This is a genomic window from Novosphingobium sp. GW821-FHT09E05 (assembly GCF_059416165.1).
The window spans coordinates 33,963-52,446 of the sequence record NZ_JBWKOQ010000001.1; the positions used below are offsets into that span (position 1 = coordinate 33,963).

Below are 18,484 nucleotides of genomic sequence, written 5' to 3' on the forward strand. Positions count from 1 at the left end.
CAACGCGCCTCCGCGTCCCGGCGCGGGGCCATTTTCCACACCTGATTGAAACCCCGCGCGAAATCGCCACCTAGGACTCGGCGAGAGGCCAAGGAGGCACACCCATGATTGCATCGACGACCCGCCGCAATGTCCTCGCATGGCTGGGTGCCGGCGCCGCGCTGCCGGTACTGGCGGCCTGCGGCGTCACGGCCGAGGCGAAAGTCTACCCGGTCGCCTATTCCGATGCCGAATGGCGCCGCCGCCTCACCGCAGACCAGTACCGCGTGCTGCGCAAGGAGGCGACCGAGCGGCCTTATTCCTCGCCGCTCAACGCCGAGCACCGGGCGGGCACGTTCGTCTGTGCGGCGGACGGCAACCCGCTCTATTCCTCCAAGACCAAGTTCGACAGCGGCACCGGCTGGCCCAGCTTCTGGAAGCCGCTGCCCGGCGCCATCGGCACGTCGCGGGATTCGAGCCTGGGGATCGGGCGCACCGAGGTCCACTGCGCGCGCTGCGGCGGCCATCTGGGCCATGTCTTCGACGATGGGCCGCCGCCGACCGGCAAGCGCTACTGCATGAACGGCGCGGCGATGACGTTCCGGCCGGGGTGAGCGGCCCCGCTCAGGCGATCGCCGTGGCGACCTGCTGCATGCGGAAGGTGCGGACGGCGAGTTCCTCCAGCCCCATCAGCTGGCGGAAGACGAGGCCGTAGGACGGTTGGCGCCGCCAGCATACCGTCGCCTCGAACGGCGGCAGCTCGTCCGCCTCGAGGCGCAGCTGCTGGCCGATGGCGAGATGGCCGTCCGTGTCGATCCGGGCCCCCTGGCGCGAGAGGTCGCGCACGCGAACCTGCGCCGTTTCACCCGCCACCGTGATGCGGGCGGGGTGGTCCACGGCGACGCGGATCGGGCGTCTGGGGTAGGGACCGGCCTCGGCGATGAAGCGCTGGACGTCGATCGGCCGGGCGAAGCGGAAGCCGGCCTCGTCTTCATGCTCCCAGACCAGAGCGAGGGGAATGCGCTCGCCGGTTACGCTTTCGAGCGCCAGCTGGTCGATACCCGCAAGCGAATGGAACAGGCGCAGCCGGGCACCGGTTTCGGACACGTCCCGCACGATGCACAGGTATTCGCCCCGAGGTCCGACGAGCTTCGCCGCGCGCAGCAGCAGCGCGAAGCGCGGCGTGGCGCGCAGGTCTTCCGGCTTGTGGCTACCCAGAGCCTGGACATGGCCGGCGGACGAGCGGTCCGGAAAAGTCATGGCGAACGATACCCCCTAGATACACGCCCCGGTGCCGGCCAGGCAAGGCCAGATGGGATCGTGCGGTGGGCGCACTGGCGGGTACCGGCTTAATAATACCGATTCGCAAGTTACCTATTTGTAAACGCAATCGTTTGAGGCTGGCCAATACTGCAAATAAAACCGCGATATTGGCGTCCGGTGACTTGGTGCGGGCGGCGGGACTCGAACCCGCACTGGAATCCCAAGCGGATTTTAAGTCCGCTGCGTCTACCATTCCGCCACGCCCGCACGTCGCAGCCCAGCAGTCGCGCTTAGCGTCAGGCCTTGCGCAGGGCAATCCGATAGCGCCGCGACGCGGGCGAATTCACGCGGGCGCGAAGCCCTGGGCAACGACGGTGCGCGCCGGGCAGGCGGATCCGCTCGGGCGGCCGGGCCTTCCTTGCTATTCCACGTTGAGGCGGGCGCGCATTTCCTTGCCGGGCTTGAAGTAGGGCACGCGCTTTTCCGGCACGTCGACGCTTTCGCCTGTGCGCGGGTTGCGGCCCTTGCGGCCATCGCGGTGGCGGGTGGAGAAAGCGCCGAAACCGCGCAGTTCGACGCGGCCCCCGTCGGCGAGGCGCTGGGCGATCTCGTCGAAGAAGGTGTCGACCGCACGTTCGACATCCTCGGCGCGCAGCTCCGGATTGTCCTTGGCGAGCACCTGCAGCAGCTCGGACCTGATCATCGCGCCATTTCCCCCAAAAAATCCACAAACCGTGACGGAACATAAAATTACGCTCCGCCGGGCTCCCGCCGCGCGAGAAAATGCCACCGCTGGCGACTTCGCGCAATGGGCCGTATCACGAGCCGGAAATGATGCGCCTGCGAAGTCCGTTCCGGCGCCTTCGCTGGACCGGTCCCCATTTACAGCGGCAAATTGCCCGCTAACCTCGTCTCTTTCGCCCGCAGGCCGATTTTTCCGGCGGCGGGCGCGGGTCGGATAACAGGGCGCCAGGACAGGAGCGGCATGAAGGACATCGCAGTTTGGAACGAGGGTGACTGGATCGCGGCCATCGGCGCCGTCGTCCTCTTCGCCGTGCTCGCGATCGGCGGCTTCATCGCCACGCGCAAGAGCGAGGAATTCGTCGGCCACCCGCGCGGCCTCTTCGTGCTGTTCTACGCCGAGATGTGGGAGCGTTTCTCCTACTACGGCATGCGCGCGCTGCTGATCCTGTACCTCACCAAGTTCTGGCTGTTCTCCGACGGGCCGTCGAACCTGATCTACGGGGCCTATACCAGCCTCGTCTACATCACCCCGGTGCTGGGCGGCTACCTCGCCGACCGTTGGCTGGGGCAGCGCAAGGCGGTGCTGTTCGGCGGCATCGTGCTGGCGCTCGGCCACCTGTTCATGGCCTACGAGGGGATGCAGGGGCTCACCGACCCGGCGCTCAAGCAGGCGGACCCGGCGATCAACGTGTTCTGGTTCGCGCTGGCGCTCATCATCGTCGGCTCGGGCTTCCTCAAGGCCAACATCGCGGTCATCGTCGGCCAGCTCTACAAGATGACCGACACCCGGCGCGACGCCGCCTACACGGTGTTCTACATGGGCGTGAACACCGGCGCGGCGCTCGGCACGATCCTGGTCGGTTACCTGGGTGAGACGATCGGCTGGTCGTGGGGCTTCGGGCTTGCCGGCATCGGCATGCTGCTGGGTCTCGTCATCTTCGTGGTCGGCCGGCCGGCGCTGCGCGGACGGGGCGAACCGCCGAGGCCGATGGCGAAGAAGAGCGAACTCACGCTCTACGGTGTCGGCGGGGCTGCGGTCGTGGTGATCTGGCTGCTGATCCAGTACGTCGACGTCATCCAGAACCTGCTGATCGTCTCGGGCGTGGCGATGCTGGGCTACACGCTCTACGAGGCGTTCAAGCTGCCCAAGGAAGCGCGCGAGCGTATCTTCGCGATCATCTTCCTGGTCGCGCTGAACCCGATCTTCTGGGGCCTGTTCGAGCAGGCGGGCGGCAGCCTCAGCCTCTATACCGACAAGTTCGTCGATCGCGGCGGCGTGCCGACCAGCCTGTTCCAGTCGATCAACCCGATCTACATCGTGCTGTTCGGGCCGATCTTCGCCGCCTTGTGGCAGTACCTCGGCCGCAAGGGCCTCGAGCCTTCCGCGCCCGCCAAGTTCGCGCTCGCGCTGGCGCAGGTCGGCCTCGGCTTCCTCGTCTTCGTGTGGGGCGCGGGCACCGGCGATCCGGCGGTGATGACCTCGGTGCTGTTCGTGTTCCTGATCTATGCGCTGCACACCACGGGCGAGCTGTGCCTGTCTCCGGTCGGGCTTTCGGCGATGACGCGGCTTTCGCCGCTGCACCTGGGCAGCTTCATCATGGGCGCGTGGTACTACATGACGGCGGTGGGCAACTTCGTCGCGGGCAAGATCGGCGAGGCCACCGGCGGCGAGGGCGGTGCGATGGACAAGGCGCTGACGCTGGATATCTACAACAAGATCGGCTGGGTCACGCTCGGCGTCTCGGTCGTGGTGCTGGCGCTCTCGCCGCTGGTGAAGCGCTGGATGCACCTCGATTCGCTGGGCGACCGCGCCAGCGACCACGACCTCGCCGGAGAGGCGGCGCTCGGGCTCGATGCCGGGGAGGCCGGTTTCCACCCGGGCAAGCGCACCGACTGACATTGGTACAGACGGCCTGTTCCCGGGGTCGCCCGGGGCGGGCGACTCAACAGGGGGAAACGGCCATGAGGGTATCGACGGGGATGCGGCGCTGGGCGTCGCTGCTGGCGCTCGGCGCGGCTTTGACGATGGGCACGTCGGCCGCCGATGCGAAGAAGAAGGACAAGGGCGAGGAGGCCTCCTCGCCCGCGCCTTATGCCTCCACCTACAAGCCCTATCCGGGCCGGCCGACCGCGCTCGTCGGCGCCGTCGTCTACGACGGGCGGGGTGGCCGGATCGACAACGGCACCGTGCTGTTCGAGGGCGGCAAGGTGGTCGCCGTGGGCGGCGCCGATCTCGCGATTCCCGCCGGCTACGACCGGGTCGACGGTGCCGGCAAGTTCGTGACGCCGGGCGTGATCGACATCCACTCGCACCTCGGCGTCTATCCCAGCCCCGGCGTCGACGCCAATTCCGATGGCAACGAGGCGACCAGCCCCACCACGCCCGACGTCTGGGCCGAGCATTCGGTCTGGCCGCAGGACCCCGGCTTCAGCCGTGCGCTCGTCAATGGCGGGGTGACCTCGCTGCAGATACTGCCTGGCTCGGCCAACCTGATGGGCGGGCGCGCGGTGACGCTCAAGAACGTCGCCAGCCGCACCGTGCAGGGCATGAAGTTCCCCGGCGCGCCCTATTCGCTCAAGATGGCCTGCGGCGAGAACCCCAAGCGCGTCTACGGCGAGAAGGGCACCAAGCCCTCGACCCGGATGGGCAACTTCTCGGTCAACCGCCAGGCCTGGATCGACGCGAAGAAGTACAGGGACGGCGACCATGCCGAGCGCGACCTCGGCAAGGACACGCTCGAAGGCGTCCTGAAGGGCGAGATCCTCGTCCAGAACCACTGCTACCGCGCGGACGAGATGGCGCTGGTCCTCGATATGGCGAAGGAGATGGGCTACAAGGTCACCGCCTTCCACCACGCGGTCGAGGCCTACAAGATCGGCGACCTGCTCAAGGCCAACGATGTCTGCGCCGCGATCTGGGCGGACTGGTACGGCTTCAAGATGGAGGCCTACGACGGCATCCCCGAGAACGCCGCGCTGCTCGCCAAGCAGGGCGCGTGCGTGGTCATCCACTCCGACGACGAGAACGGCATCCAGCGGCTCAACCAGGCCGCCGCCAGGGCGCAGGCCGCGGGCAGGCGCATCGGCGTCGAGGTGCCCGACGCGCAGGTCGTCGGCTGGTTCACCTACAACGCCGCCAAGGCCATGGGCATCGGCGAGAAGACCGGCAGCCTCGAAAACGGCAAGATGGCCGACGTGGTGCTGTGGAACGGCAATCCGCTGTCGATCTACTCGCGGCCCGAGAAGGTCTGGGTCGATGGTGCATTGCTATACGACGCCGACGATCCCAAGCGAAAGCCGGTGAGCGACTTCGAACTCGGCCAGCCCGGCGAAGGAGACGTGAAGTGAGCCGCCGCCTGATCCTTGCCGCGCTGTTCGCGGCCGCTCCGCTCCCTGCCTTCGCGCAGGATGTCGCCATCACCAACGCCACCGTCGCGACCGGCGATGGCGGTGCGCCTGTCGAGCATGGCACCGTCGTGGTGCGGGCGGGCAGGATCGTCGCCGCCGGGGCCGGCGTCGCCGTGCCGGCGGGCATCCAGACCGTCGACGGCACCGGCAAGTGGGTGACGCCGGGGCTGTTCTCGGCGGTCACCGACCTCGGCCTGTGGGACGTCGGCGCGGTCGACGAGAGCAACGACCTCGAGGCCGACAAGTCGCCGTTCAATGCCGCGCTCGACGTGGTGCCCGCGCTCAATCCGGCGAGCGAGCATATCGCCGTCAGCCGCGAGGGCGGGGTCACCCGCGCCAGCGTCACCCCGTTCAACGGCGGCTCGATCTTCGCCGGGCAGGGCGCGGTGATCGACCTCGGCGCCGATGCCACGCTGGTGATGAAGCCGCGCGCGTTCCAGTACGTCGAACTGGGCGAGACCGGCGGCCGCCTTGCCGGGGGCAGCCGCGTCGCCGCGCACACCGCGCTGCGCAACGCCCTGCGCGAGGCGCGCGAGGCGGCGGCGCTGACGCCCGGCGCGCAGCGGCAGGGCGACGTCCTGCTCACCCGCGCCGACGCGCTGGCGCTGGCCAAGGTGGTGGACGGCACCCAAGCGCTCTACGTCGGGGTCGAGCGCGCCGCCGACATCCGCAGCGTGCTGGCGCTCAGGGGCGAGTTTCCCAAGCTGGACCTCGTGCTCGTCGGCGCCACCGAGGGCTGGCTGGTGGCACCCGACGTCGCGGCGGCGCATGTGCCGGTCATCACCATGCCGATGCGCGACCTGCCCGCCACGTTCGAGACGCTGGCGGCGACGCTGTCGAACGTCGGGCGCATGAAGAAGGCCGGCGTCAAGGTCGCGCTGGGAATGTACGCCGGCATGGACCAGCCCCGCAACGCGCCGCAGCAGGCGGGCAACCTCGTCGCGCTAACCAGGATCCCCGGCGCCACCGGCCTCAGCTGGGGCGAGGCGCTGGCGTCGATCACCTCGGTTCCGGCCGAGATCAGCGGTTTCGGTGGAAAGGCCGGCGTGCTGGCGCCGGGCGCGGTGGGCGACGTGGTGCTGTGGGACGGCGATCCGCTGGAAGTGTCCTCGGCCCCGGTCGCGGTGTGGATCGACGGGGTGAAACAGCCGCTCGGGAACCACCAGAGCCGGCTGCGCGAACGCTACAAGGACCTCGACGAGACGTACCAGCCCAAGGCCTACGACTGGTAGCGCGCCCGCTTCTCCCTGTCGCGCAGCGATGGGGGGGTGGGCAGGCACGGGAAAACGCCCGCGGGCGAGTGCGGGTTTACGCCGGGGAAAACAGCGGACGGGGTGCGGCCGGCGCTGGGGTGCCGCCAGCATCAGGCGGCGGGTGCTGGGTGCTGCCTTTTGCATGCGAACGGCTGGAGAGGGGCAGTACCGCGTGGGACTCTCCGGCTCGGCCCTCGGTGCGCGGGGGTGACGGCGCGGGCTCGCTCCCTTGGCCGTCGTTCCTGAGGGCATACCCTCATGTTCATCCACGCATCCATGGTACGGTTTGTCCGGTCCGTGACCGGGCGCCGACCGCGTACGGAAAAGCGCTCGGCGCCAGCTTCGCGCCTCCCGTCCCGCCGCATGTGTCGAGGGTTATCGACGGTGGAGTTTATAACCTAAATGGTTATTATTGGGCGATTATGCACTTTACAAACCCACGCTGAAAATGTAGGAATGACGGCAAGGAGCAAACCGTCATGTCCGTTCTCTCGTCCCCTCACTTTCACGATGAGGCCAAGGCTTTCGCTTTCCTTGAAAGCGTCGTGTGGGCGAACGGCGTAGTCTGCCCTCACTGTGGTGTTGTCGCCGGTCGCGTCTACGATCTGGCGGGTGTCCGCTCCAAGCCTAGCGCCAAGAGCCCTGAGGGTGTTGTGCGTCACGGCCTTAAGAAGTGCGGCGAGTGCCGCAAGCAGTTCACCGTCAAGGTTGGCACTGTGTTTGAGCATGCCCGCATGCCCCTCCACAAGATGCTCCAGGCCGTCCACCTGATGGTATCGAGCAAGAAGGGCATCAGCGCCCACCAGCTTAGCCGCATCCTTGAGGTGCAGTACAAGAGCGCTTGGTTCCTCGCCCACCGCATCCGTGAAGCCATGCGTTCGGGCGATCTGGCTCCTTTCGGCGGCAACGGCACCATGGTTGAAGTCGATGAGACCTACATCGGTCGCCAGAAAGGCAAGCCCGTTAAGTCGGGCGGCGGTCACAAGATGAAGGTTCTGGCTCTGCTTGATCGCGAGACCGGCGCTGTCCGCACCTTCACCGATCCTAACCTCACCGCCAAGGACATTCACCCCATCCTGCGCGCCAACATCGCCGCAGAAGCCCGCCTGATGACCGACGAAGCGCGTCTGTACTGGAAGGTTGGCAAGGAGTTTGCCGAGCATAACCGCGTGCTGCACGCTGGCGGTGAGTACGTCCGCAAGGCTGACGTCACCATCCACACCAATACCGTCGAAGGCTACTTCTCGATCTTCAAGCGCGGCATGCGTGGTGTCTACCAGCACTGCGGTGAGCAGCATCTGCACCGCTACCTTGCTGAGTTCGATTTCCGCTACACCAACCGCGTTGCCAACGGGTTCGACGACAAGGCGCGTGCGATCGAAGGGCTCAAAGGCATCGTTGGCAAGCGGCTGACCTACGCGAGGCCTGACCTCAACGCGTAAGCAGGAAGCCACCCGAGCCCGCAAAGGGAACCAACGCTGGCGATCAAAGCGGCGGCAAAAATCGAGGATTCCAAAAGAAAGGCGACGGTGCTATGAACACCGTCGCCAGTTGATAGGTCCTACTGCTTCTTGGCTCACATCGAGGCCACCGCCCTTGCACCGGGTTGGTGGCCTCTCTTATTTGACCCTTGCCGTCTCCGCGAGCGCGAGATCGGCATGAGCGACTCTCCTGACGTTCATGTTGCACCTCCCTTGTGAGTAGCTGCGATTCATCGTCTACGGTCGCCGCCCACGTCTCGTCAAGTCAGTAGAGCAATTTTATTGGAGAAATCCAACCGGCGTGTTAGAGCAATGACACGAGAAGTCGGAGAGCATCCATGAGCACGAGCCCTGATACCCCTGTACGAAGCCCATCCTACCCCGTTATGTCACTTGCTGATGCAATTGCTGCAGTCCAAAAAATTGAAGCGCAGTACCGCTCATCGAAGGTAGATCGAGAGATCGCTGCCAAGATGATAGGCTACTCCAGTCTAAGCGGCCCCGCCAACAAAGCCCTTGCAGCCCTAGCCCAGTATGGGCTCGTTGAGCGCGCTGGTAAGGGGGAAATGCGGGTAACCGAGCGGGCGCGTGCCATTCTCCATCCTGACAACGATGACGAGAAACGCCGCGAGCTACAGGCAGCCGCCCTAGAGCCTGCCCTTTTTCGTGAGATGCAAGAGCGTTGGCCTGACATGATTCCGCCTGAGGAAGGCGTGATCTCATATTTCAACCGCCGAGGTTTCAACCCCTCGGCGATTCGCCCTGCGGCACGCGCCTATCTGCAGACGTTGCTCTACTTGGAGGAAGCAAACGACAGCGATAGTCATGGCAGTGGGCCCTCTATTCGGGCAGATGGCCCTGCAGATACCCCATCTCAGGAACATAACATGCAGTCCCGCCCTCAAGCGCCCGCCTCAAATCCCGCCATCCTAGCTTCAACCGCTCCGGTAGTACTAGCGCCAGCATACGCTAGCGGTGTCATGCCTTCTCTCAACAAGATCAACATGAACGTGAAGGGCGGGCAAGTGCACCTTGAAGCACTACTTGACCGAAAAGGCCTCGCCTCTCTCAAGCGTAAGATCGCCAGCCTTGAAGCGTTGTTGGAAGATGACGATGATGATGATGAGTTGGACGGATCTAACGATGAAGACTTGGGCCATCACGACTAGCTTATGTCCGATCCTCTTCGTAAGGTTCCGCCGATGACCGACCCCAAATCCTCCCAGCTCGACAAATTCAAGGAAGCCGCCCGCGAGCTAGAGACGGACGACGATCCCGAGCGGTTCAAGGAGAGGCTGGCTAAGATCGCCAAGCACAAGCCGGTGGAGAAGCCGGAGTGATGTGGGTCGCGATGGCAGCGGCGTCCTTCAATCTGTTCTGCCAAGGCACATTGACGACCACTGGCGGCGGCGAAAAGCCGATGCGGATACCCTTTACCTCAACCATTAGGATCGATCTTCAAGCTCGCCGCTGGTGCCAAGGCCCATGCACGTCAACACTACCCATAGCAGCGGTTAGCGAGACTGATCTAACGCTTGAGCAGTACGAACAAGCGGATGGCTCATTCTATACGTATGTGAGCCGTGAAAGCGGGAAGTACATTTCCGAGGCGACTGCAGGTTCGACCACCATACGAGAATCGGCGCAGTGTGAGGCGCAACCGTTTTCAGGTTTCCCGCAACGAAAATTCTAGTGGGTTTGTAAAGTGCATAATCGCCTATTATTGTCAAGCACCGTCGTTCGCGCGCGGGTGGTGAGCCCGCGTGTTCCTTGGGCGTCGCACAAGGAAGCGGGGCCCCCGCCTGCGCGGGGGCGACGGGGTGAGTTGAGGGCGACCGGGATTGCCATTGTGGCGGGACGAACGGCTCCCCCCTTACGGAAAGGGTAAGGCGCACGCGGCCGTCGCCTGCGGCTTCTCAGGCCCGCGCTTCGGTCACGCCCGCGCTGTTGTGGCGCAGGGCCTTGAGCACCGTGTCGACTATCTGCGGCGCGTTGAGGCCTGCCTCGTCGTACTGCGCCTCGGGCTTGTCGTGGTCCTGGAACACGTCGGGCAGGCGCATCGTGCGGATCCTGAGGCCGGCGTCGGTCAGGCCCTCGTCGCTGGCCATGGTGAGGACGTGGGCGCCGAGGCCGCCGATCGAGCCTTCCTCGACCGTCACGATCACGTCGTGGCTGAGCATCAGGCGGCGGATCAGGTCGGTGTCGAGCGGCTTGGCGAAACGCAGGTCGGCGACCGTCGTCGACAGCCCCTTCGCGTCGAGCTGGTCGGCGGCCTTGAGCGCTTCGCCCAGGCGCGTGCCGAGCGAGAGGATGGCGACCTTGGAGCCTTCGCGCACGACGCGGCCCTTGCCGATCTCCAGCCGCTCGGGCGTGGCCGGAAGCTCGAGGCCGATGCCGTTGCCGCGCGGGTAGCGGAAGGCGATGGGGCCGGTGTCGTGGAGCGCGGCGGTGTGGACCATGTGGACCAGTTCCACCTCGTCGGCGGCGGCCATGACGACCATGTTGGGCAGCGTCGCCAGATAGGTCACGTCGAACGACCCGGCATGCGTCGCGCCGTCGGCGCCGACGAGGCCGGCGCGGTCGATGGCGAAGCGCACCGGCAGGTTCTGGATCGCGACGTCGTGGACGACCTGGTCGAAGGCGCGTTGCAGGAAGGTGGAGTAGATCGCGCAGAACGGGCGCATCCCCTGCGCGGCGAGGCCGGCGGCGAAGGTCACCGCGTGCTGTTCGGCGATGCCGACGTCGAAGCTGCGCTGGGGGAACTGGGCGGCGAACTTGTCGAGCCCGGTGCCCGACGGCATGGCGGCGGTGATCGCGCAGATCGTGGGATCGCGCTCCGCCTCTGCCGTGAGCGCCTTGGCGAAAACGCCGGTGTAGCTGGGCGGACCGGCGGGGGCCTTGGCCTGTTCGCCGGTGATGACGTCGAACTTCTGGACGCCGTGGTACTTGTCGGCCGCTTCCTCGGCGGGCGCGTAGCCCTTGCCCTTCTGGGTCACGACGTGGACCAGGATCGGGCCTTCGCCCGCATCGCGCACGTTTTCCAGCACCGGGACCAGCGCGTCGAGGTCGTGGCCGTCGAGCGGGCCGACGTAGTAGAAGCCCAGTTCCTCGAACAGGGTACCGCCCATGGCCATGCCGCGGGCGAATTCGTCGGTCTTCTTGGCGGCGACGTGCAAGGGGCGCGGCAGGCGGCGCGCGAACTTGCGCGCCAGCTCGCGCAGGCCGAGGAACTGCCCGGAGGACACCAGCCGTGCGAGGTAGGCCGAAAGCCCGCCCACCGGCGGCGCGATCGACATGTCGTTGTCGTTGAGGATGACGACGAGGCGGTTGCCGGCCTCGCGCGCGTTGTTCATCGCCTCGTAGGCCATCCCTGCGCTCATCGCGCCGTCGCCGATCACGGCGATGCCGCGTCCGGGCGTGCCCTTGATCTTGTTGGCGACGGCGAAGCCGAGCGCTGCCGAGATCGAGGTGGAGCTATGCGCGGTGCCGAACGGGTCGTACTCGCTCTCGGAGCGCTTGGTGAAGCCCGAGAGGCCGCCGCCCTGGCGCAGGGTGCGAATCCGGCTCCGACGGCCGGTCAGGATCTTGTGCGGATAGGCCTGGTGGCCGACGTCCCAGATCAGCCGGTCGGCCGGCGTGTCGAACACGTAGTGGATCGCGACGGTCAGTTCGACCACGCCGAGTCCCGAACCGAGGTGCCCGCCCGTCTGGCCGACGGCGGAGATCATCTCGGCACGCAGTTCGTCTGCGAGCTGGCGAAGTTGGGCGGGCTTGAGCTTGCGAAGATCTTCGGGAGTCGGAACTTCGTCGAGCAGGGGAGTGGCCGGGTTGGCGTTCATCCCTCGGGCCTTACACGCTTGGGACTTGCGTGTCGATTGACCGGTTCCGCAATATCCGCCTCGTGTGTTCGCCGCGCCTCAGCTGCAGTCGGCGCAGATGCCGCGCAGCTCGACCACGGGCCGCACCTGCGCGAAGCCCGCGCCGCGCGCTGCTGCGACGAGGGCGCCGGTGAGCTTGTCGTCGTCGATGTGGACGGCCTGGCCGCAGCTGTCGCAGATCAGGAAGATGCAGTCGTGCTGGCAGCCGGGGTGGGTGTTGGCGACGTAGGCGTTGGCGCTCTCCACCCGCCGCGCGAGGTTGGTGCGCACGAACAGGTCGAGGATGCGGTAGACGCTGTTGGGCGCCACGCGCTTGCCGCGCAGGGCCGAGACGTTCTCGGCGAGGTCGTAGGCGGAGGCGGGGCGCTCGCGGTCGGCCAGCGCGGAGAACACGTCGGCGCGCATCTCGGTCCACTGCTCGCCGGCCTCGACGAGCGCGTTGCGGGCCTCGGTGACGAGGCTGGCGCCGGAATGTTCGTGGTGGTTATGATGAGCGGACATGCCGCCCATATGGGGCCTCACGCGGCGTCAGGCAATCCGGGCCCGAAGCGGAGGCGCGATCACTGCGTTTCGGCGGCCTGGGCTGCGGGTGCGAAATCGTCGGCCAGCGGGCGATGACCGCCGATACCCATCGCGCCGAGCACCAGCACCGCGCCGCCGGCGAAGCCGAGCGCGAAGAAGCGGTAGAAGTCGGCCTTGAAGAGTCCCATCGGAATGGCTTTCGAAAATTCGTCGTTACGGTGCGTGGGGCCCTAGTGGTCAAAAGTGTCTGTCCGTCGAGTGAACGATGGACGGAACACCGCCATTCATCGACGAACCGTTGACCCTCTGCGGTGAACGGGTGCAACTTTCGGGCCTATCGACCCCGTGCTGCAACAAACACCGGGCGCGGGCCCTCCCGGTCGTCGGCGCAGACGGCGATGCGCAGCTCGCGCCAGCCGTTGTATCCATCGGCGGCATAGATCGTCGGCGCGCGGCAGTCGGTGAAAGGCGAATCGCCGGTCGTCCCGGGCACCGCTGCATGCATCCACCAGCTGGCGAGGCCATGGTCCCTGCCGCGATTCGCAAAGGCCCGGGGCGTCATTGCGGATGGGGCGAGGCCGGGCAGGGCCATGAGCCGGGCCCGCTCGGCCGGCGCGGCGTCGAGGCGCAGCAGGACTTCGCGGGTCGGTCCCTGCCCGAAGGCGTCGAACAGCATGCGGTCGGGATCGGGGGTCGGGCCCGGGCCGAACAGTTCCGCATGGAGCACCCGGTCGTCGGGCGCGAAGGCGGAGGCCGCGAGCGAGAGCAGCGCCAGCGCCAGCACCGGCAGCGCCGCGCAGGCGAACGGCAGGGCGATCGCGGCGAGCGCGCTGCGGCGCGAGCGCAGCCTGCCGAGGCGTAGCAGGACGGCGGCGATCGTCATGCCGACAAGGAAGAAGACGACAACCACGGGGCCGAACCAGATCACCCACATGGTCGATTGTCTCCTTGCTCCGCCGCCTGCGACCGGCCGTCCAGGCGGCCATAGTACCGACCCGCGCCGTCATTGCGAGCCCCGGTGACGCAGCGGGGAGCGGGAGGGGCGTCTCAGTGCTTGAAGTGGCGCATGCCGGTGAAGACCATCGCCAGGCCCGCCTCGTTGGCGGCGGCGATCACCTCGTCGTCGCGGATCGAGCCGCCCGGCTGGATGACGGCCGTCGCGCCCGCCTCGGCGGCGGCGAGCAGGCCGTCGGCGAAGGGGAAGAAGGCGTCGGAGGCGACCGCCGAGCCCACGGTGCGGGCGGCGTCCCAGCCGAACTTCTCGGCGGCTTCTGCAGCCTTCATCGCGGCGATGCGCGAGGAATCGCGGCGGTTCATCTGGCCCGCGCCGATGCCGGCGGTGACCCCGTCCTTCGCATAGACGATGGCGTTGGACTTCACATGACGCGCCACGGTCCAGGCGAACAGGCAGTCGGCCAGCTCGCGGTCGGTGGGCTCGCGCTCGGTCACCACCTTGAGGTCGTCGAAGCCGATGGCGCCGTTGTCGCGGTTCTGCACGAGCAGGCCGCCGGTGATGCCGCGCACGGTCAGACCGGCGCGGCGCGGATCGGGCAGGTCGCCGGTCAGCAGCAGGCGCAGGTTCTTCTTCTTCGCGAAGAACGCGCGGGCTTCCTCGTCGGCGTCGGGGGCGACGACGACTTCGGTGAAGATCCGGCAGATCGCCTCGGCGGTGGGCCCATCGAGCGGGGTGTTGACCGCGACGATGCCGCCGAACGCGGAGACGTCGTCACAGGCGAGCGCGCCTTCCCAGGCTTCCAGCAGCGAATCGCCCTGGGCCACGCCGCAGGGGTTGGCGTGCTTCACGATGACGACGGCGGGCTTCTGGCCCCGGAACTCGGCGGCGAGTTCGAGCGCGGCGTCGGCGTCGTTGTAGTTGTTGTAGGACAGTTCCTTGCCCTGCACCTGCTCGGCCTGCGCCAGACCCTTGGTGAACGGGCCGACCGGCGTGTAGAGCGCGGCCTTCTGGTGCGGGTTCTCGCCGTAGCGCAGGGTCGTCGCGAGGCGGCCGTTGACGCTGAGCATCTCGGGGAATTCGAGGCCCTGGTCGACGGCGGCGAACCACTGGGCGATCATCGAATCGTAGGCGGCGGTCTGCGCATAGGCGCGCGCGGCCATCAGCTTGCGGAAGGCCAGCGTGGTGGCGCCGTCGGTCGCTTCGAGCTCGTCGATCAGGCCGGCGTAGTCCTTCGGGTCGGTGACGATGGTGACGAAGGCGTGGTTCTTGGCCGCCGAGCGCACCATCGAGGGGCCGCCGATGTCGATGTTCTCGATCACCTCGTCGCGCCCCGCGCCCTTGGCGACGGTCGCCTCGAAGGGGTAGAGGTTGACGACCACGAGGTCGATCGCGCCGATTGCGTGCTCGGCCATCGAGGCGGCGTGCTCGGGATTGTCGCGCACGGCGAGCAACCCGCCGTGGACCTTGGGGTGCAGCGTCTTGACGCGGCCGTCCATCATCTCGGGGAAGTCCGTGATCTCGGAGATGTCCTTCACCGTGAGGCCCGCCTCGCGCAGCGCCTTGGCGGTGCCGCCGGTCGAGACCAGTTCGACCCCGCGCGCGCTGAGCACCTGGCCGAGCTGGGCAAGGCCGGTCTTGTCGGACACCGACAGCAGGGCGCGGCGGATCTGGACGGAATCGGTCATCGGGCGGGCTTCCTTGCGGCAGGGTCTTTGCGCGCGCCCTTAGGACGGGAGGGGTCGGGGGGCAAGGGCGCCGGCCGCTTATGCGCCGAAGCCGCGCCCGGAAGGGGCGGCGCGCGATGAAAAAGCCTTAACCGCGCGGCCGGGCCTATCCCGTCTATGCAGGCGGCGCAGCTCGGGGAAACCCGAAATCGCGCTGCATGAAGGAGGTGGTTTATATTCAATTAGATACAGCACTCATGATCATCATGGCCTGCTTCGCCTTCACGACCCTGATCCTCAAGGTCGTGGAGCTGTCGCGCCGGCAGTGATCACGGGCGGGAATGGGCTGGCACCCGTTCCCCAAACGGTAAGGGGCACGCTACTGGCATAGCGCGCCCCTTGGAGGTGATATATCGATTAGATACAGCACTGGCATGATAGCGGCCATTCGCGGAGATTTCAATCCCGGCCGTTGTAGTGGACCGGCTCAGTTCATCTTCTTGAGCAGCCACCCGAACGTCCCGCCCCCGCGCGAGACCATGCCCTGGATGACGAGCTGCTGCGTCGCCTGCGGGCGGCCCTGGCCGTCGACCCACAGCGAATCCTCGACCGTCACCGCGCCCGCGCCCGAGCGGAACTGCCAGTAGCCGCCGTCGGGCAGCGACAGGGCGGCGCCCTGGCCATCGGCGGTGAGGTTGACGTCGACCTCCGGCCCGAGATGGAAGCGGATCGCGAAGCCGACCATGCCGCGCTTGCCCTTGCGGCCCGAGGGCACCAGCAGGTCCTCGCCGCGAAGTTCGGTGCCGTCGTCGCGCAGCATCAGGATGCGCTGGTGGGTCAGGCCATAGCGCGCGGCGTAGCCGTTGTGGCTGGCGTCGAGGCGGCTGGCGGCAGTGCCGTTGTCCTGCGGCAGGGTCTTGCGGTCGAGCGCGACTTCGGTGACGCCCGAGCCGATCATGCCGCCGATCAGGATCGCGGTGGAATTGGCGTCGTCGAGGGTAAGCGTGGAGTGCGCGGCGGTCGCGCGCAGGCCCTGTTCGAGCCGGACGGGCACCAGCCCCCCGCCGCTCGCCGCGCCGCCGCAGTTGACGACGAGGCGGTGGACGCCGTGCGAGAATTCGAACGCCAGCGTCGAGGCGCAGCCGAAGCGCGCCTGCGCGGGCATCGGCGGCGGCGCGGTGTCGAACTGCAGGACCGACTTGTGCGCGACGACGCGCTGGTAGCCCCACTGGCGCACGTCGCGCAAAGGCCGGGTACGCACGCCGCTGGCCTTGACGAGCCCGTCGAGGTCCTCGGCCGAGACGGCCCAGCCGCCCTGCCACGACCCGAGCCCGCCGTCGCCGTGGGTCAGCGCGAGGAGCGGCGGCAGCAGCAGTTCGACCACGCGCTCGACCGCCGGGGGGGCGTCGCGGCGGGTGGCGTGGTAGCAGTTGCGCAGCCGCACCAGCAGCGCGATCGCCTCCATCTGCGCAAGCGGACTGCGCGACAGCACGCCGCCGTCGTCGCCCATCAGCTCGCCCAGCGCCTTGATCAGCCCGGCCTCGCCGTAGAGGCGGCGCGGACGGCCATCGGGCAGCAGCAGCCCGGCGGCGACGATGCCGACCCAGCCGGCCACTTCGGCGAGCTGGTCCTCGGCGTTCGAAACATGGCGGTCGAGCCAGCGCGCGCTCGCGGCGATGTGCGCCAGCGTGCGCAGGCGCAGCGTCTTCTCGCCCGAGAGGATCAGCGGGGCGTGGGCCAGCCAGTTGGCGACGCGCATGCCGGTGTTGCCCACGTTCCACGCCGGGCCCTTGCCGGGCTTCGACGGGGGAGCGGGGTTGGCGGCGAGCCAGGCGGTGAGGATGCGCTCGGCCACGGGCGCGCCCTGTTCGCGCGGCGCGCAGGCTTCGAGGTCGGTCAGCCACGAGAAGGAGTGGACGACCTTCTCCAGCGGCGGGGTGACGCGCTGCGCGCCCGCATAGTCTACCTGCGCGACCGGGGTCTTGGCGCCGTGGACGAGGAAGTGCCCGGCGCGGATCGCGGTGCCCGCGGCGCGGCTGCCGGGCAGGGTGTTGTCGACGGTGGCCAGCAGGCGGTTGCGCGCCTTCTTGCCCACCGGCCCCGCGAGCATCGATCCCGGCACGCCCATGCGGTAGGCCATGCGGATGAACTTCTCGCCCAGGCTCGCGGCGGGGGGCGAGAAATCGACCAGCGCCAGCGCGCGGCCCGGCTCGATATGGCCGGGCTCGATCACTTCGGCGGGGTGAGCGGCGTGTACGGGATGGGGGACCGGCGCGGCGGGGAGCTCATTCGCGCTGTCATCTGCCACACCCACCTCCACCGCGTCCGACAGGGGAAGCGCCCGGGATGGTTCCAGGTTCCGCCCCATCGGATCTGCGGCCGGGCGAGGATGGGTGCCCAGGCCCACGCCTATGCCAGGCCCTTGAGCGTCTGGATGTTGGCCGCGTACTGCGAGGGGCCGCCGCGGAAGGTGGCCGATCCCGCCACCAGCACGTCGGCGCCGGCGGCAACGCAGAGCGGCGCGGTCTTCGCGTCGACGCCGCCGTCCACCTCGAGGCGGATGTCGCGGCCCGACTTGTCGATCATCTTGCGCACCGCCTCGATCTTGCGCAGCTGGCTGGAGATGAAGCTCTGCCCGCCGAAGCCGGGATTGACGCTCATGATGAGCACGAGGTCGATGTCGTCGATCAGGTAGTCGAGCATCTTGGCCGGCGTCGCGGGATTGAGCGAGATGCCCGCCTTCTTGCCGAGGTTGTGGATCGTCTGCACCGTGCGGTGGACGTGGGGTCCGGCTTCGGGATGGACGGTGATGTAGTCCGCCCCGGCATCCGCGAAGGCTTCGAGGTAGGCATCGACCGGCGAGATCATCAGATGGACGTCGAAGACCTTGGCGCTGTGCGGGCGCAGGGCCTTCACCACGGCCGGGCCGATGGTGATGTTGGGCACGAAGTGGCCGTCCATGACGTCCACGTGGATCCAGTCGGCCCCCGCTTCGTCGATGGCGCGCACTTCCTCGCCCAGCTTCGCGAAGTCGGCGGACAGGATCGAGGGGGAAATCAGCGGGATGGTCATGGTGGGGTGGTGCAACTCCTTGCGCCGGGGATACGCCACCATATCTTGGGGCCACAAGCGCGGACGGCCCGTTTTCCACACGCGATGTTGCGTCAAGCGCCGCCAAGCGGCGGAAACGGCCGGATTTCGCGGCCATGACGACGAAGCGTTGCTTGCCGTCGGCGGAATGGAGAGTTCACTGCCCATTCACGGCGAGGGAGGCATGCGGGGGCCGTGAAAAAGCATTCTGGCCTGCGCCCGGCAGGCTCCCTACATGGAAGCGCAA

At 67.5% G+C, this 18,484-nt stretch carries 16 protein-coding genes and 1 tRNA gene; 7 read left to right on the forward strand and 10 right to left on the reverse strand.

Annotated elements, in window-relative coordinates:
- The first annotated feature begins 104 nt into the window (after positions 1-104).
- Positions 105-593, forward strand: a complete 489-nt coding sequence (gene msrB, locus AC07M9_RS00180) for a peptide-methionine (R)-S-oxide reductase MsrB (RefSeq protein ID WP_494880323.1) — start codon at positions 105-107, stop codon at positions 591-593.
- Between the two features lie 10 nt (positions 594-603).
- On the opposite strand, the gene AC07M9_RS00185 is transcribed toward msrB, so the two are convergent.
- From AC07M9_RS00185 to AC07M9_RS00195, 3 genes are all read right to left on the reverse strand, one after another.
- Positions 604-1,239: a PilZ domain-containing protein gene (locus AC07M9_RS00185; protein WP_494880324.1), complete on the reverse strand. Its 636-nt coding sequence runs from the start codon at positions 1,237-1,239 to the stop codon at positions 604-606.
- 186 nt (positions 1,240-1,425) lie between these two features.
- Positions 1,426-1,509, reverse strand: a tRNA-Leu gene (locus AC07M9_RS00190).
- A 154-nt stretch (positions 1,510-1,663) separates the two neighbouring features.
- Entirely contained in the window at positions 1,664-1,945 is a 282-nt protein-coding gene (locus AC07M9_RS00195; RefSeq protein ID WP_007684921.1) for an integration host factor subunit beta, read from the reverse strand.
- Positions 1,946-2,227: 282 nt separating this feature from the next.
- On the opposite strand from AC07M9_RS00195, the gene AC07M9_RS00200 reads away from it, so the two are divergent.
- The 6 genes from AC07M9_RS00200 (at position 2,228) to AC07M9_RS00225 (ending at position 9,468) form a co-directional block, all read left to right on the forward strand.
- Entirely contained in the window at positions 2,228-3,883 is a 1,656-nt protein-coding gene (locus tag AC07M9_RS00200) for a peptide MFS transporter (protein WP_494880325.1), read from the forward strand.
- A 65-nt stretch (positions 3,884-3,948) separates the two neighbouring features.
- Positions 3,949-5,334, forward strand: a complete 1,386-nt coding sequence (locus AC07M9_RS00205; protein WP_494880326.1) for an amidohydrolase — start codon at positions 3,949-3,951, stop codon at positions 5,332-5,334.
- Positions 5,331-6,626, forward strand: a complete 1,296-nt coding sequence (locus tag AC07M9_RS00210; RefSeq protein ID WP_494880327.1) for an amidohydrolase family protein — start codon at positions 5,331-5,333, stop codon at positions 6,624-6,626. The genes AC07M9_RS00205 and AC07M9_RS00210 overlap by 4 nt, the downstream gene beginning before the upstream one ends.
- 500 nt (positions 6,627-7,126) lie before the next feature.
- Positions 7,127-8,089 carry an IS1595 family transposase gene (locus AC07M9_RS00215; protein ID WP_494880328.1) on the forward strand — a complete coding sequence of 321 codons (963 nt, stop codon included), beginning with the start codon at positions 7,127-7,129 and terminating at the stop codon, positions 8,087-8,089.
- A 377-nt stretch (positions 8,090-8,466) separates the two neighbouring features.
- Positions 8,467-9,297, forward strand: coding sequence for a hypothetical protein (locus tag AC07M9_RS00220; RefSeq protein WP_494880329.1), 831 nt, complete (start codon positions 8,467-8,469; stop codon positions 9,295-9,297).
- A gap of 33 nt (positions 9,298-9,330) precedes the next feature.
- Entirely contained in the window at positions 9,331-9,468 is a 138-nt protein-coding gene (locus tag AC07M9_RS00225) for a hypothetical protein (protein WP_494880331.1), read from the forward strand.
- Between the two features lie 576 nt (positions 9,469-10,044).
- Here AC07M9_RS00225 and dxs read toward each other — a convergent pair.
- The 7 genes from dxs to rpe all read right to left on the reverse strand — a co-directional run bounded on the left by dxs (position 10,045) and on the right by rpe (position 18,219).
- Positions 10,045-11,967, reverse strand: a complete 1,923-nt coding sequence (dxs, locus tag AC07M9_RS00230; protein ID WP_494880333.1) for a 1-deoxy-D-xylulose-5-phosphate synthase — start codon at positions 11,965-11,967, stop codon at positions 10,045-10,047.
- Between the two features lie 78 nt (positions 11,968-12,045).
- Positions 12,046-12,507 carry a Fur family transcriptional regulator gene (locus AC07M9_RS00235; RefSeq protein ID WP_494880335.1) on the reverse strand — a complete coding sequence of 154 codons (462 nt, stop codon included), beginning with the start codon at positions 12,505-12,507 and terminating at the stop codon, positions 12,046-12,048.
- Positions 12,508-12,566: 59 nt separating this feature from the next.
- On the reverse strand, positions 12,567-12,716 hold the full coding sequence (locus AC07M9_RS00240) for a hypothetical protein (protein WP_494880336.1): 150 nt from the start codon (positions 12,714-12,716) through the stop codon (positions 12,567-12,569).
- 146 nt (positions 12,717-12,862) lie between these two features.
- Positions 12,863-13,462: a hypothetical protein gene (locus AC07M9_RS00245; RefSeq protein ID WP_494880338.1), complete on the reverse strand. Its 600-nt coding sequence runs from the start codon at positions 13,460-13,462 to the stop codon at positions 12,863-12,865.
- A gap of 113 nt (positions 13,463-13,575) precedes the next feature.
- A complete protein-coding gene (gene purH, locus AC07M9_RS00250) occupies positions 13,576-15,168 on the reverse strand; it encodes a bifunctional phosphoribosylaminoimidazolecarboxamide formyltransferase/IMP cyclohydrolase (protein WP_494880339.1) in 1,593 nt (530 codons plus the stop codon).
- A 466-nt stretch (positions 15,169-15,634) separates the two neighbouring features.
- Positions 15,635-17,515: a heparinase II/III family protein gene (locus AC07M9_RS00255; protein WP_494880341.1), complete on the reverse strand. Its 1,881-nt coding sequence runs from the start codon at positions 17,513-17,515 to the stop codon at positions 15,635-15,637.
- A gap of 41 nt (positions 17,516-17,556) precedes the next feature.
- Positions 17,557-18,219 carry a ribulose-phosphate 3-epimerase gene (gene rpe, locus AC07M9_RS00260; protein WP_494880342.1) on the reverse strand — a complete coding sequence of 221 codons (663 nt, stop codon included), beginning with the start codon at positions 18,217-18,219 and terminating at the stop codon, positions 17,557-17,559.
- Positions 18,220-18,484: the final 265 nt, after the last annotated feature.

Excerpts from the sequence above, each read along its gene's own strand:
- msrB (WP_494880323.1), top strand. The coding sequence starts at position 105 with ATGATTGCATCGACGACCCGCCGCAATGTCCTCGCATGGCTGGGTGCC.
- AC07M9_RS00185 (WP_494880324.1), bottom strand. The coding sequence starts at position 1,239 with ATGACTTTTCCGGACCGCTCGTCCGCCGGCCATGTCCAGGCTCTGGGT.
- AC07M9_RS00195 (WP_007684921.1), bottom strand. The coding sequence starts at position 1,945 with ATGATCAGGTCCGAGCTGCTGCAGGTGCTCGCCAAGGACAATCCGGAG.
- AC07M9_RS00200 (WP_494880325.1), top strand. The coding sequence starts at position 2,228 with ATGAAGGACATCGCAGTTTGGAACGAGGGTGACTGGATCGCGGCCATC.
- AC07M9_RS00205 (WP_494880326.1), top strand. The coding sequence starts at position 3,949 with ATGAGGGTATCGACGGGGATGCGGCGCTGGGCGTCGCTGCTGGCGCTC.
- AC07M9_RS00215 (WP_494880328.1), top strand. The coding sequence starts at position 7,127 with ATGTCCGTTCTCTCGTCCCCTCACTTTCACGATGAGGCCAAGGCTTTC.
- AC07M9_RS00220 (WP_494880329.1), top strand. The coding sequence starts at position 8,467 with ATGAGCACGAGCCCTGATACCCCTGTACGAAGCCCATCCTACCCCGTT.
- AC07M9_RS00225 (WP_494880331.1), top strand. The coding sequence starts at position 9,331 with ATGACCGACCCCAAATCCTCCCAGCTCGACAAATTCAAGGAAGCCGCC.
- dxs (WP_494880333.1), bottom strand. The coding sequence starts at position 11,967 with ATGAACGCCAACCCGGCCACTCCCCTGCTCGACGAAGTTCCGACTCCC.
- AC07M9_RS00235 (WP_494880335.1), bottom strand. The coding sequence starts at position 12,507 with ATGTCCGCTCATCATAACCACCACGAACATTCCGGCGCCAGCCTCGTC.
- AC07M9_RS00240 (WP_494880336.1), bottom strand. The coding sequence starts at position 12,716 with ATGGGACTCTTCAAGGCCGACTTCTACCGCTTCTTCGCGCTCGGCTTC.
- AC07M9_RS00245 (WP_494880338.1), bottom strand. The coding sequence starts at position 13,462 with ATGTGGGTGATCTGGTTCGGCCCCGTGGTTGTCGTCTTCTTCCTTGTC.
- purH (WP_494880339.1), bottom strand. The coding sequence starts at position 15,168 with ATGACCGATTCCGTCCAGATCCGCCGCGCCCTGCTGTCGGTGTCCGAC.
- AC07M9_RS00255 (WP_494880341.1), bottom strand. The coding sequence starts at position 17,515 with ATGGGGCGGAACCTGGAACCATCCCGGGCGCTTCCCCTGTCGGACGCG.
- rpe (WP_494880342.1), bottom strand. The coding sequence starts at position 18,219 with ATGACCATCCCGCTGATTTCCCCCTCGATCCTGTCCGCCGACTTCGCG.